The organism is Methanobrevibacter boviskoreani JH1, from assembly GCF_000320505.1.
GTDB lineage: Archaea > Methanobacteriota > Methanobacteria > Methanobacteriales > Methanobacteriaceae > Methanarmilla > Methanarmilla boviskoreani.
Map to the genome: position 1 here is coordinate 16,667 of NZ_BAGX02000008.1, position 14,350 is coordinate 31,016.

Sequence of the window (14,350 nt, forward strand, 5' to 3'; positions counted from 1 at the left end):
GGATTAAATGATTAATAATCAAATTTTAATTCTACTCCATTATCCAATGGAATATCCCTTAACCATTTAATGTCACTTTTATACAACATTCTAATATCTGAAATGTCATATCTAATCATAGCAAGTCTTTCGATACCTATACCAAATGCCAATGCGGGAACCTTAATGCCTAATGGTTCAAGTACTTCTGGACGGAACATTCCAGCTCCCCCTAGTTCAATCCAGTCATGTCTTTCTTCCAGGTAGATTTCACATTCACAGGACATATAGGTATAAGGGAAGTATGCAGGTCTAAATCTTACTTCAAATCCTAATTTCTTATAGAATTCTTTTAATATTCCAAGTAAGTGTTGGAAGCTAATTCCCTCAGCAGCTACAAGTCCTTCCACTTGGTGGAATTCAGGTAAGTGTTTATAATTAATGGTTTCCCTTCTAAATACCCTACCGACTGAGAACATTTTCAAAGGTGGTTCATGACTTGCTAGGTATTTGGTTGAGATACCTGTTGTATGTGTTCTAAGAACAGATTGTTTTGCAACATCAACATCCCAATCATAACCCCAACCTGTACTTTTGGTGTTTCCACCATCCTCGTGGGTTTTTGCCACATTTTTAACAATCTTCTCATCAGGAAGCTTACATTCTGACGGATTTTTCACATAGAATGTATCCTGCATCTCACGTGCTGCATGATCCTGTGGTTGGAAAAGGGAATCAAAGTTCCAGAATGCGGAGTCAAGTGTGGTTCCGTTTGATTCTGTAAATCCCATGTCTAGGAAAATCTCCCTGATTTCCTCAATAATCTTTCTTAAGGGATGTGCCTTTCCTGGAAATGTTTTAGGTGTTTCAGCATTAATGTCATATGGTCTGTAATGTAGGTTTTTCCAGGTTCCATTCTTTAAATCCTCATGGGTAAGTTGGGTGGCCTCTTCTTTTCTGTTTCCAATTTCAAATCCATGTTTAATAATATTTTTACCTATTTGATTTAATTTGAAACTATGGGAGGTGATTTTTTTATTTTTAATGAGGTTTTTTCTTTTATTAATGGTGTTTAAACCTTTAAGTTCATCTTCGGTTAATTCACTTTTAAGGATTCCCTGACTTGAGAATAGCTTTTTAAGAATCTTTTCATCTTCACCATAATTATCAACAGCTTCCTCACCTTTATCAGTGATTTTCAAAGTACCCTTATCTATTTTGGCCCATCCTTTTCTATTTAACCAACCGAGAGCAATAACACTTTCCTTTTTGTCTAAGCCACATTTTTTAGCTAGGTCTTTCATAGGTATTTCTTTCTCATAAGCTAAGACATTCAATACTCTACGTTCAGGTAATCCTTTTTCTGCAAATTCCTTACCTGCTTTTGATAACTTGACCTTCTCTTCTGTGTTTTTATTTACAGTAATAATATCTTTTGCAGCAAGGGAACCTGCAGCACTCATTACAGACTTTATGTTTATATTATCTTTCTTTGCAACTTCTTCAGGAGGAATGTTCTCATTCTCTTCTAAATCTTTTAATAAAAGTTTTTCATAAAAAGGTAATTCTTCGATGATTTTTGAAATATCAGTCATTTTCACACCTAAATCTTTTTCAAAGTAATCATAATCGGGAAACTATTTTTCCTAAGTTCCTAATTATTTAATAAAATTAACTTTTAGTAATTGTAATTTTAAATTATTTTTTTATATTACTAAATATAATATTATAATATATATTTAAGATAATTTATAAAATTATTTAATTTTTTAGAATTATTCTAGTTTATTTTAAAGTTATTTTTTTTTTAAAATTTATAGATTTTAAGTTAATAAATTATGGTATTGGTGTTTATTATGGATGAATTAAATTTAATTTCATGGAATGTAAACGGTATTAGGGCAATTCATAGAAAAGGTTTTATAGATTGGCTTCAAAAGGAAGACGCGGATATTGTATCTATTCAGGAGATCAAAGCTCAAATCGACCAACTTCCAAGAAAATTGATTAATGTTCCAGGTTATAAATCCTATTTTAATTCAGCTTTGAGAAAGGGTTATAGTGGAGTTGCAACTTATTCAAAAGAAGGGCCTAATCAGGTTATTAATGGAATGGGTATTGAGAGATTCGATGTTGAGGGAAGACTTTTAAGACTTGATTATGATGATTTTACACTATTGAATATCTATTATCCTAATGGCGGTTCCGGTGAGGAACGATTACAATATAAGATGGATTTTTATGATGCTTTTCTAGATTATACCAATGGTCTAGTGGATGAAGGTTATAATCTGGTTATTTGTGGAGATTTGAATACGGCCCATAAGCCTATTGATCTTGCAAGACCTAAAGAGAATGAGGAGACCTCCGGATTTTTACCTATTGAAAGGGAATGGGTTAGTAAATTCTTGGATAATGGTTATGCTGATACTTTTAGAATGTTCAATCAGGACCCTGATAATTATACCTGGTGGAGTTATAGGACTAGGGCAAGGGATAGAAATGTGGGATGGAGACTTGACTATTTCTTTGTAAACGACGAGTTTAAGTCTCATGTAAAGGATTCTTATATATTATCTGATGTTATGGGCTCAGATCACTGTCCAATTGGACTTAAAATTAAGGTTTAACTATAATTATTGTTAAAAGGTTTTATCTTTTTAATCTAATCATGTTTTTTTCTTCATATTTAAAAATAGGATTGTTGTTCTTTTCACTAAATTGTATTTATTGAGGTTAAATGAACCGGTTAAATTCCATTTTTTTTAATATGTTTATATTTTTTGATTCGTGTTTAAAAACAAGTTGTCAATGTTCTTTTTTTAATATAAATTATGTTCATCTTTATTTAAACTTAACAATGAGATAAATGGCTTCTGTTTTTTCTATGTTCTTAAAAACAGGATTATTGATGTTTATTTTTTTTAATGTAACTATGTACATTTATTGAAATTAAAAATAAATAAAAAGGGATGAATTTTTTTTAATGTAACTATGTCCATTTATTGGAATTAAAAATAAATAAAAAGAATTGATTTTATAATACTGTGTCTACATCAGAGATATTGTTTAGAACAATCACGTCAAGTTTTTCATTTTCAATCCTTTGTTCTTGTTCATAGGTTAATTCTGAGTTTACAAGTATTCCACTCATTCCTGCGTTTAATGCTCCTTCAATATCTGTCTCATATTTATTTCCAACCATAACGCTTTTATCTGGACTACAATGAATTCTTTTAAGCGCCTCTATAAATATCTGTGGATGTGGCTTTTCATAACCGACCTCTTCTGAGGTTATTACAATATCAAAGAATGGATGTAAGTTTAATCTGATGAGTTTCTCCCATTGTTTAATGGTTATCCCATTGCTGATAGCGCCTATTTTATAACCTTTTTGTTTAAGGTAAATTAATATGGCAATAGTTCTTGGAAATGGTTGGAGTAATGAGAACTTAACGTTATGGTAGGTTGTCATACCAAGTGCTATAAGATAGGGATCCTCTGCACCGATTACCCTTTTTGTAAGTACGTTAAAATGTTTACCATAGTTTGAGCCTTTTTCGGCGATGATCTCTTTAAAAATATCATATGCCTCTTCTTCATCAATAGGAAGTCCATTCTCGACAATATTGTTTATTGCAGCATGTCTTGCAGTTTCTGCAAATGAAGAAGTATCAAGTAATGTGTCATCAATATCAAAAAAATACTGCTTTATCTGAACAATTTTCTTCCATATTCTCGCCTATAATTTTTTTTTTAATGAATATAATAATATAATTTAATAACAATATATTATTAATATTATATTTGAAAATTCTTTATTAATATTTATATTTGTTTTAGATAGGTTTTGTCTAATAATTAATTTTTCGGATAAATTATATGATGAAAAATTATAAATTTTTTAAATTTAAAATAATTAAATATATATGAATTTTTTTAGGTGCTATAATTGTTAAAGGAAAGATCTGAGGAAAGGCCTGAAGAGAGTCCGGAACAAATAAAACTTGAGAAGACTATTAAAGAAGCGGCTCAGGAGTTTTTAAAAGAATATAATGCAAGTTTACCTGAGGTAATGGAACTTGAATATGAGGGATTCTACAGAAGGGGCTTCTTTGTAACTAAAAAAAGATATGCGGTAATAGAGGAAGGAAATATTATTGCAAAAGGTTTGGAACTTGTAAGAAGAGACTGGGCACCAATTGCTAAAAATGCACAGGAAGATGTGTTGATGGCAATATTAAATGAGGGTAATGTTGACAAGGCTGCAGAAGTTATTAAAAAAGCACTGGAGAAACTCCATTCAAGGGAAGTCAATCGTGATGACTTGGTTATACATACCCAGATTACAAAAAGTTTGGATAAATATAAACAAATAGCTCCTCATGTTGTTGCGGCACATATTATGGAAGAGCACGGACTTAAAGTTAAAAGGGGAGACATATTAAGATATGTTATAGTTAAAGGAAAAGGTTCTATAAGTTCTAGGGCTGTTCCTTATGATTATGTCGATGAAAATACTGAATTTGATATAACTTATTATGTCAAACATCAGTTAGTTCCTGCGGTATCACGTATCATGAGTTCCTTCGGATATAGTGAAAGTGAATTAGAACATTTGGACAGTCCGGATAAACAGCAAACATTGGATTCATTCTTCTAATAAATCACACTTAACCAATGCCAACATTATTTTTTAAAGATTTTATTTTCTTATAATCTTTATTTTTATCCTAAAAAATGCTCTTTTTAAATACATTTATATATTAGAAAAATTTAATATATTATTATCATTATTCTTAGATGACTCTTTTTGCTCTATTATTCTTTAATCTAATAAGAATATAAATAAGTCTTTTCTTGCTAACTTATTTATTTGAGGGTTGTTTAAGTCTTGCGATTTTAAAATTATTTTATTATTTGAAAAATTAACTATCAATTTTATTTAGGTGAAATAATGGCAATTAGTCAAGGAAAATCAATCAGAAGTCCATCTGGTGGAAGATTAAGATCCAACCGTGGAAAAAGGAAATCAGAATTAGGAAGAGCTTCTGCAGAAACTAAATTAGCTGGTAAAAGGTTAAGAAAAATCAGAACTCGTGGTGGAAACGAAAAGCTTAGATTAGATGGTGGAAACAAAATCAATGTTGTAGATCCAAAAAATAATAAGGCTGAAGTTCTTGATATTTTAGATGTTGTAGAAAATAATGCTAACCCTAACTATGTAAGAAGGAACATTATTACTAAAGGTGCAGTTGTAGAAACTGCTAAAGGTAAAGCTAAAGTTACCTCAAGACCAGGTCAAACTGGTGTTATTTCTGGTGTTTTATTATAAGCACTTTCTATTATTTTTTTCTTTTTTTATTCCTATAATTATTTAGATTTATTGTAGTTTTCTTCTGTATAATTTCTCTTTCTATCTAAATACTTCATATTTATCTACCAATTCAATACCGATTAGATGATAGTGGAATTTCAATATGGAATATAAACTATAATTGAATCTAAAAATCTATTTTTTGAATTTTAAAATTTTCATTTAATCTTATTGAACAATTTCCTAATGTATTATTTGCCGAAATCCAATTTTTACATTGGGAGAACATTTAAAAGATAGATGTAATACCAGATCTCTTTTTTGAAAAATCTTATAATTTTTCCTATTCCTGTTTAATGATCATTATTGGAATCGATTTTTTAGAAGGTTATGAATCTTAAAAACTCAACTAACTTTATAGAATATCAATCTTTTTTAAGTTTTAATAAAAATTATAAAGAATGTATAAATTTTTATGTACCATTTTTTATTTAATATTGATTTTGTACAGTTTAAACCTTTTATTTTATCTGTTTATTCATTGTTTTTCATTATTTTCTTTTTTAAAAAATCATTGTTTTTTCTATTTATTTGAAAATGAATTATTGTTATGTAATAATATGTATTTTCGATAAATTATCTTATTTTTAATTTATATGAGTTTATATTCATTTTTTTAATTTTTAATTGTTATATATTTTATTGTTTGTCAAAAATTTAAGTCTATATAATTTAAATACTATAAATTAGATATTAATTAATGCATATTTTTTCAATATGTAAATCATTGCATTTCATTATTTTATTAAAGAATAATGTTCAATGCAATGATTAGGTTTTTAAATATTGACTCTATGGAAATTAGGCTGATTTTCATTGACTTTATATTTTTAATTGTTATTCATTTCCATAAAAAGAATTATTAAATATTGTTCATCTGATTAAATTAATTCTAATTTCCATTGGGTAAATATTTAATTTCTATTAAATATGGAGGTTAAAAATGAATAATAAAGGTGCTTTGTTAATATTGGGTATTTTACTTCTATTTTTAATTGCAATTCCTTCTGCTTTTGCTAGTTCGGATTTTAATTCTTCAACTACAGATGATGATCCAGGGTCTAACTATAATAATGCAGTTGTAGAATACTCTGGTAACCTCGAGTCTAATTATAATAATACAATTGTTCAAGACACTATAAATGCAGGTTCAGACTTTAGTTCATTAAATGAGGCTATTTCATCTGCAAGCAATGGTACTGTTATTAATTTAACTGGAAATATTACCGAAAGTGACGGAGAGGCTTCTACCTTTTCAAGTGGAATTACAATTAATGGTAAGAACATAACCATTGAAGGTAATGGATTTACAATCAGTGCAAGTAATAAAAATATGATATTCACCGTGAACTCCGGTTCTGTATTGACATTAAATAATGTAATTATGGCTAATGGTTATAGTAGTGGATATTGTGCCGGTATTTCTAATGTGGGAACCTTAATTGTTAATAATTCAACATTTATTAATAACACAGCATATGGTTCCGCCGCAATTGATAGTACTGGTGTAATACTAATTAACAATTCTAATTTTATAAACAACACCACCTCTTCTGGTAAAGACTGTGGTGCGATTTCAAATGTTGATAATAATGCTTATGCTACAATTACCAATACTAATTTTATAGGTAATTCCGCTTCAAGAAATGGTGGAGCTATTAAAAATCAGAATAATAATCGTTTATATATTGAAAATTGTACTTTCATAGGTAATCATGCTTCTGGAAATAGTAAAGGTAGTTATGGTGGTGCAATCTACAGTTGGGATAATGCAAATATTGTTATTGTAAATTCCCTTTTCATGAATAACTATGCAGGTAGTAATGTTGTCTCTGGTGCTAAGGGTGGAGCTATTTATATTAGTGCAGGTAATGCTGGTGGTGTATCCACTGCTAATATTACAAGATCCAAATTCATTAACAATCAAGTTAATGGAACTTCAAGTTCCCTTCAAGGTAATGGATTCTTCCTGGAAAGAAGCAATTCCACTATTAATTATAATATAATAATAAACAATAATACAAATAATATTGTTTACGCCTCTAGTGAGAAAGGAAATATTGATTATAATTACTGGGGAGATAAGGATAATTTTACAGCAATTTCCAATGAAATTGTAAAGGATTGGGCTAAATTAACCTTAAGTCCTAATAAAAATATTGTATTAGTTAATGAATAACCGAATTTGTGCCAAAACTTGTTTTCACTGACGGTGAGAACATAAGCTATGTTGAAGACAGTCTTTTTAATATTGATTTTGATCTATCCACCAAAATATGGGAGCAGTAAATCAAAGTAATGTAGGTCTTAATTCTCCATTTTCATATACAGGATCTAGTATTGGGGAGGATATTATTACATTATCCTATTTAAATGGTTCTCTATTAGATTATCCAATTAACATTAGGAGCAATATGAGTTTTGATGTAATACTAAATAATATTAGTTATGGGGAAGATGAACACATTAATGCAAGTCTTCCGTCTAATGCTACCGGTCAAATTACTTTTATATTAAATAATTTGTCAAATACTGTAAATGTTGTTTTGACGGAAGTGCAAATACAACATTCTCCGGTTTAGATGCAGGTAATTATACCCTTGTTACTTTATATTCCGGTGACAGTCAATATGCTCCATTAAATTATACATCAGGATTTGAGGTTTTACCGATTAATCCTAGTGTAGTGATTTCCGTTGATGATATTGTTTATGGTGAAGGCCTTACAATTGATGTTGACTTAAGTAACAACATTGGTGGTGATGTTATTGCAGGAGTTAATGGTAGAAACTACACTATCAATATTGTTGACGGTAAAGGATCTTTAAATGTATCCGATATTCTCGATCCTGGAAGATATGACGTAAATGTATATTATGTTGGTAACAATAACTATAACTCTGTAGATAATTCAACTAGATTTGTTGTAAAATATATCTCAAATATTCTCATTGATACTGCTGAAAATGGTACTGTATACATTAAATTGACTTATGATGATGGCAAGACAATATCTAACGAGAACATTATCTATTCTATAAATGGATCTAATAGTGTTATCACCACCACCGATGACAATGGAACAGTTTTCATCCATGATTTAATTGGTAAATCCACAATATATGTTAGCTATTATGGTAATGAGAATTGTAGCGCTGCTGAAAATAGTACAAATCTTTTAATTATTCCTCCTAAGGGGAAGTTAAATACCACATTTGACTCAGGCAACTTCAAACAATATGCTGTTGATTATAGTGCTGGAGAAAAGGGTAATTACTTTAATTTCACTTTAAAAGATTCCAATGGTAATGCTTTAGCAAATAAAACTGTTTATATTAATATTGCTGGTAAAACCTATAATAGAACCACCGATTCAAATGGGTTTGCAAGAATTCAAATAAACCTTGCAAGGGCAAGTGTTTATACCGTTTCAATTTATTTTGCAGGTGACAATGATTATAACGGTGTATTTACTACAAGTAAATTGACTATTAATAAGAAACCAGCTACCTTGACTATTGCTGGTACTAATTCCCTTAAGGTTAATGCTTATAGAACCTTGACATTTACCTTGAAAGGAGTCAAAACCACTAATAGTAAAAAATATGTTAATGCCGCTGGTAAGACATTAAAAGTCACTGTCAATGGTAAAACTTACACATTAAAAACAGATAAAAATGGTAAGGCAACTTTAAAAGTAAAATTCACTAAAACTGGAACCTATGCCATTAAAACTGTATTTAAGGGTGACATCACATTTGCTGCAAAAACTACTACTGCTAAAATTACAGTAAAAAGATAAAATTTAGTTGTTTTAAAGAGAATAGTTACTGGGTAACTATTTTCCCTTTTTTTCTTTTAAAATTTTAAATTTATTATTGTCTTAAAATTTTTAGAATATTTTATTCAAATCGCTATTTTTCTTGGTTTCTTAGTCATTTTAAAAATTTTTTATTTAAAAAAATTATTTTTGTAAAAGATTTTTGATAAATTTTAAATATATCTTAAATTATATAATATTTTAGTCAACATTATTTTAGAAAATCTAAAATAATTTTGATGTTACAATAATTAGGAGGGGAGATTATAAAAAAGCTAAGAAGCTAATATTACTTTCTATTATAATGATTACAATTTTAGTAATATTTACTTCTAGTATAAGTGCTAGTGATTCTTTAAATGATACGACAGTATTAGACTCAAGTAACAATAATCAAAACATGACTTTATTGGATTCAAGTGTTGTAAATAACTCGAATATTTCAAAGGATATCAAAACTTCTGTAAATAATAGATCAGTTGTTAAAGGTTCGAATACTAATCCGGCTTTAAATATTACAATCAAAGATTCATATAATTCTAAAACAAAAAATTATACTGAAGAAGGAGTTGTTGTTTCTGGTGCAGTAGTAAATATCTATGATTCTAATAATAAATTGGTATTTACAGGTAAATCTAATAATAATGGTAATGTTATAGTGGATCAGTTAAATGGTTATGGCCAGTATAAAATGACTATCGCTTATTCAACCTATCTTACTGAGGTTAAATACTTTAACTATACTGTTAAATCAAGACATCAAAAAATGAGCTATAGATTCGTTCCTGATATGGCATTTATTGTTTATTATGCTGGAAATGTTAATAAGATAAATTATTTAATGAATATCAGTAGAAGGGTTTATTATATTAATAACTACAACCCATTTGAAACTGATAAATTATGGATGCTATCTTATGCTAACTTCATTTTATTGGATATGTATTCCGATGATACAGTTTCAAAATATTTAAGTTATATAAAGAATTCTCCGGCTAATAAAAATAGAATGATTTCATATACCTTCGGTGTATTCTCAGCATCAACGAATTTAGGACTTAATTTTGTAGGTACAAAATCTTCTAATAATACAATAAATACTTTGGAGAATACTTATATTGGATCTTATATGCAGGCTAATGATATATCCGATAGTGTTGTATTGGAAAATAATATGCATGGTGTATTTAATTATATAAGATTCTTGCTTGGAGAAACTAAGGTTAATCCTACCTTAAATACAAGTACTACTCCTATGCTTACTTCAACATGGGGTATTTATCATCCAGGTTATGGAAGATTTGACGCCTCACCTAGCCAGTCATTAATTAATAAATGGATTTTAGCTGATCAGGGTTATAATAAAGATGGCCAGGGAAGTTTAAATTGGATGACTGTGGAATATATTTCATGGCAAAAATCAAATGTAAACTCATCTAGTTTATTTGATAAATTTGAAAAATGGTATTCTTCCAATAAATCTAATATTAAAAGTCCATATATTGTTGTTGTAAGTTATTATTCTGGCGGGAATCTTGTGGATGCTTTGATTAAGGAATATGAGTCTCAGGGACGTGCGGCTTTCAATTTATATCAAAGTGAAACTTCACCTTCAATGGCCTCATTATTAACGTTATTTGCAAAAACTACATCAAGAAGTATTTCAGCTGTTAATTCATTGTATTCATGGTCCTTAGATTATGCCAATACAACTGGCGGTGCGGTAGGTAGTTTAAAAGAATTGAATGTGGAAATTATTAAAGCTTTATCACAGGTTAGTCTCTCTAGTTATAAAAGCGGACATGGTCCTCAAATTGAGTGGACTTATTCAGTAACAGTCCCTTCTTTTGAAGGAGTATTTGGAACTGTTGAGGTTTCATATACAAACTCTGCAGGTGTTGAAGTTCCTATTGAGGCAGGTGTAAAAAAACTTGTTCAAATGACAAATGGATGGGCTAAACTTAAAGAATTAAATAATTCTGATAAAAAGGTAGCGATTGTTCTATACAATTATCCTCCTGGTAAAAGTGATATTGCGGCATCCTATTTAGATATATTTAACAGTACACATGTTTTACTTAAACTACTTGCAGATAATGGTTATAATATTGGAATGAGCAAGAATCAAATTCCAGATGTTGATGAATTGACTAAATTGATTGAAGAGGCATGTAACAAAGGTACATGGGCTCAAGGTTATTTAAATGATTATGTGGATAAATATTGGGATACCTTAATGGCCAATGGTCAATTGATTAATTATTCCCAGTATAAAAAATATTTAAATAGTTTGAATTCAACTTTAAAAAATCAATTAGTTAAAAAATGGGGATCTGATATCGGTAAGATAATGGTGTATAATGGTACTAAACATAAGGGTAAATACATAGTTATTCCTGGAATTATGTTCGGTAACATCTTTGTTACTTTCCAGCCAAGTAGAGGTTGGGAAGAAGAGGATATTGCAAATTATCATAGTGCAACTTTACCTCCTCACCAACAATATATATCATTCTACAAATGGTTGTCAGGTAATTTCAAAGCAAATGCCATTATAAACATGGGTACCCATGGAACTTTAGAGTTCCTACCTGGTAGAGACATTGGTCTACAAGCAGATGATTGGAGTTTTGAACTTACTGAAATACCTACTATCTATCCATATATTGTTTCAAACCCTGGAGAGGCAATGATTGCTAAAAATAGATTGGGGGCATTGATGATTTCACACATGACTCCTGCAACTGTTATCTCAGATTTATATGGTAATTATACATTGTTAAATGATTATATTACCTTATATCAACAGGCTGTAAGGGTTGGAAGTAATTCAACTGCTCAAGAATATAAAAAGATGATTCTTAAACTTGCAAATTCATCACAGATTAAATTTGATTTACCAAAGGATAACTCTGATAAAACTTTCCAGTCTTGGTTATTATCAATTGATTCTAAATTAGATGATCTTCAAAACGATTTAATCACAATGGGATTACATAGTTTAGGTAAAGTTTTAACTGGTGATGAATTAATTCAAGAAATAATAACAATCGTATCCTCAAGAACAGATATTTACACTGAGGTTCTACATTATTTATATCCTGAATTAAAGAATCTAGATTATTATTCTGATGTTAAAGGAAATTCAAAATATAAAACTGAAGTAAATGCTACTAAAACCTGGTTATATAATACCATAGCAATAATGGTAAATGGAAGTATAAACTTTAATGCTTTAATGTCCTTTTATGGAATCAATAGTTCATCAGTATTGTATGAGGATTTACTTCTTGCAAATTCAACATTGGTTGCTTTAAGAAATAACGAAGAGTTGCAGGCAATTATTAATGCTTTATCTGGCGGATATGTAAGGCCTGGTTTATGTGGAGATCCTGCATATGCCGATGTTTTACCTACTGGTACCGCAATGTATACTGGTGATAGAACTAAGATGCCAACTAAAGCTGCCTGGGCTGCTGCAAAAACAATTGACAATAAATTGATTGTCAATTATTATCTTAAACATAAGAAATTCCCGGAACTTGTTGGAATTATTATGTGGGGTACTGAAATATTACGTACTGACGGTATTCAAATTGCACAATTCATGTATTTCCTGGGAGTTCAACCTGTCTGGTCTAGATCAGGAGCTGTTACTGGTGTTGAATTAATGAATCTATCTGACTTAAAAATTAAACTACCAAATGGTACTGTATTAAACAGGCCCCGTATTGATGTTTATACTAGTATGGTAACCAGTTATGTGAATTGGATTAGCTTACTTATTAACAGTGTTAAAGTCGCTGCATTAGATTGTCCAAATGAGACATTTAAGCAGAACTATGTTAAGAAACATTATAATGAAACAGGTAGTCTTGACAGATTATTCGGTCTTCCGGGAAGTGTCCTTGAAGGTACTGGATTAAGTGATTATATTCCAGCTACTTCCAATTGGTATGATAAGAGCATTAATCTTACAAGCACTTTAACCAATATTTATTTAAACAGGGTATCTTACTCTTGGGGTATAGACTCCGATGGAAATATTGTTGTTAAAAAAGCTACTAATGCATATGTTAATTTATTAAAAAACACTGATTTAGTAACTCAAAACCTTGATAGTACCTGGAGATTAACTGATTCAGATGATTACTATGACTGGTTAGGTGGATTATATGGTACATCTAAAAAATTAGGTGGTAATCCTGATTCCGCTGTTGTGGATATTAGGAATACAAATAATCCTACATCACGTACTATTGCCGAGCAAATTGATTTGGAAGTTAGGACTACCATTGCAAACCCAAAATATGTTCAAGCGTTAATGAATTCTGGAGCAGCAGGTGCAAATACATTGGCTGCTAAGGTTCAGGATGTTTATGCAATGACAGTTGCAACTTCAACAGGTAGAGGTAAATCTGATATAAGCAGTAATACCTGGTCTGTAATTGCACAGGCTATGGCGGATTCAGAGTCACTTGCAAAAACTAACAGTCAAAAATTTGGTATGATGGCTGCCAGTGCATGGGCAATGTATGCATACTTTACAGGTTACTGGACACCTACAAGTGCTCAGGATAAGGCAAACTTGCAAAAATTAGTAAACAACTATGTAAATAATGTTGTATCAACTGACGCATTTGCTTGTTGTGACCATACTGATCCGTTTTCATTTAACAAGGATGTTATTAGTATGTATACTGGAAGTCAGGCTAACATGAAGAAATTCAACCAATTATTTAAACAAATGAGTGGTACTAATCAGAATGTTTATGATCAGAATGCTAATCAGCAAGCAGCAAATGGTACCTCATCTAATACTCCAAACAGTGGTTCAAGTTCTTCATCAGGATCTTCAAGTTCAGGATCCTCAAGTGTGGGTGATCAGGCAAGTTCCTCAACAAGTACGGGACCAGCATCAGCTGCGTCTTCTGCAGGTTCTTCCTCCTCATCAGGACAAGCGGAATCCAGTTCCTCTGGAAGTAATGCGAAAGCATATGAAGTAAATAAAGCTACTCAACCTTCCGGTGGTTCTGAGGCATCTTTACCAATATATGTAATGGTTATAATTATAGCAATATTAGTTATATTCGGATTCGGTTTCTTTAAACGAAACAAAGATGATGATTTTTAATTGAGTAAATCAATTATTATCATCATAAATTTTTTATTTT

At 30.2% G+C, this 14,350-nt stretch carries 9 protein-coding genes; 7 read left to right on the top strand and 2 right to left on the bottom strand.

Annotated features, from left to right (window positions below):
• Positions 1-11: 11 nt before the first annotated feature.
• Positions 12-1,574 carry a phenylalanine--tRNA ligase subunit alpha gene (pheS, locus tag ON24_RS01295; protein WP_040681659.1) on the bottom strand — a complete coding sequence of 521 codons (1,563 nt, stop codon included), beginning with the start codon at positions 1,572-1,574 and terminating at the stop codon, positions 12-14.
• A gap of 261 nt (positions 1,575-1,835) precedes the next feature.
• On the opposite strand from pheS, the gene xth reads away from it, so the two are divergent.
• Positions 1,836-2,609 carry an exodeoxyribonuclease III gene (gene xth, locus ON24_RS01300; RefSeq protein ID WP_016358732.1) on the top strand — a complete coding sequence of 258 codons (774 nt, stop codon included), beginning with the start codon at positions 1,836-1,838 and terminating at the stop codon, positions 2,607-2,609.
• A 407-nt stretch (positions 2,610-3,016) separates the two neighbouring features.
• Here xth and ON24_RS01305 read toward each other — a convergent pair whose 3' ends face one another.
• Positions 3,017-3,694 carry a TIGR02253 family HAD-type hydrolase gene (locus ON24_RS01305; protein ID WP_040681660.1) on the bottom strand — a complete coding sequence of 226 codons (678 nt, stop codon included), beginning with the start codon at positions 3,692-3,694 and terminating at the stop codon, positions 3,017-3,019.
• Positions 3,695-3,931: 237 nt separating this feature from the next.
• On the opposite strand from ON24_RS01305, the gene ON24_RS01310 reads away from it, so the two are divergent.
• From ON24_RS01310 to ON24_RS01335, 6 genes are all read left to right on the top strand, one after another.
• Positions 3,932-4,642: a DNA polymerase domain-containing protein gene (locus ON24_RS01310; protein ID WP_040681661.1), complete on the top strand. Its 711-nt coding sequence runs from the start codon at positions 3,932-3,934 to the stop codon at positions 4,640-4,642.
• Positions 4,643-4,936: 294 nt separating this feature from the next.
• Entirely contained in the window at positions 4,937-5,314 is a 378-nt protein-coding gene (locus tag ON24_RS01315; protein ID WP_040681662.1) for a 30S ribosomal protein S8e, read from the top strand.
• Positions 5,315-6,299: 985 nt separating this feature from the next.
• Positions 6,300-7,535, top strand: a complete 1,236-nt coding sequence (locus ON24_RS01320) for a hypothetical protein (protein ID WP_040681663.1) — start codon at positions 6,300-6,302, stop codon at positions 7,533-7,535.
• A gap of 97 nt (positions 7,536-7,632) precedes the next feature.
• Entirely contained in the window at positions 7,633-7,938 is a 306-nt protein-coding gene (locus ON24_RS01325; RefSeq protein WP_040681664.1) for a hypothetical protein, read from the top strand.
• Positions 7,939-8,042: 104 nt separating this feature from the next.
• Positions 8,043-9,158, top strand: a complete 1,116-nt coding sequence (locus tag ON24_RS01330; RefSeq protein WP_040681665.1) for a hypothetical protein — start codon at positions 8,043-8,045, stop codon at positions 9,156-9,158.
• 322 nt (positions 9,159-9,480) lie between these two features.
• Positions 9,481-14,310, top strand: a complete 4,830-nt coding sequence (locus ON24_RS01335) for a cobaltochelatase subunit CobN (RefSeq protein WP_040681666.1) — start codon at positions 9,481-9,483, stop codon at positions 14,308-14,310.
• Positions 14,311-14,350 lie beyond the last annotated feature (40 nt).

Coding starts and splice junctions, on each gene's coding strand:
- ON24_RS01315 (WP_040681662.1), top strand. CDS start 4,937: ATGGCAATTAGTCAAGGAAAATCAATCAGAAGTCCATCTGGTGGAAGA.
- ON24_RS01335 (WP_040681666.1), top strand. CDS start 9,481: ATGATTACAATTTTAGTAATATTTACTTCTAGTATAAGTGCTAGTGAT.
- pheS (WP_040681659.1), bottom strand. CDS start 1,574: ATGACTGATATTTCAAAAATCATCGAAGAATTACCTTTTTATGAAAAA.
- ON24_RS01325 (WP_040681664.1), top strand. CDS start 7,633: ATGGGAGCAGTAAATCAAAGTAATGTAGGTCTTAATTCTCCATTTTCA.
- xth (WP_016358732.1), top strand. CDS start 1,836: ATGGATGAATTAAATTTAATTTCATGGAATGTAAACGGTATTAGGGCA.
- ON24_RS01320 (WP_040681663.1), top strand. CDS start 6,300: ATGAATAATAAAGGTGCTTTGTTAATATTGGGTATTTTACTTCTATTT.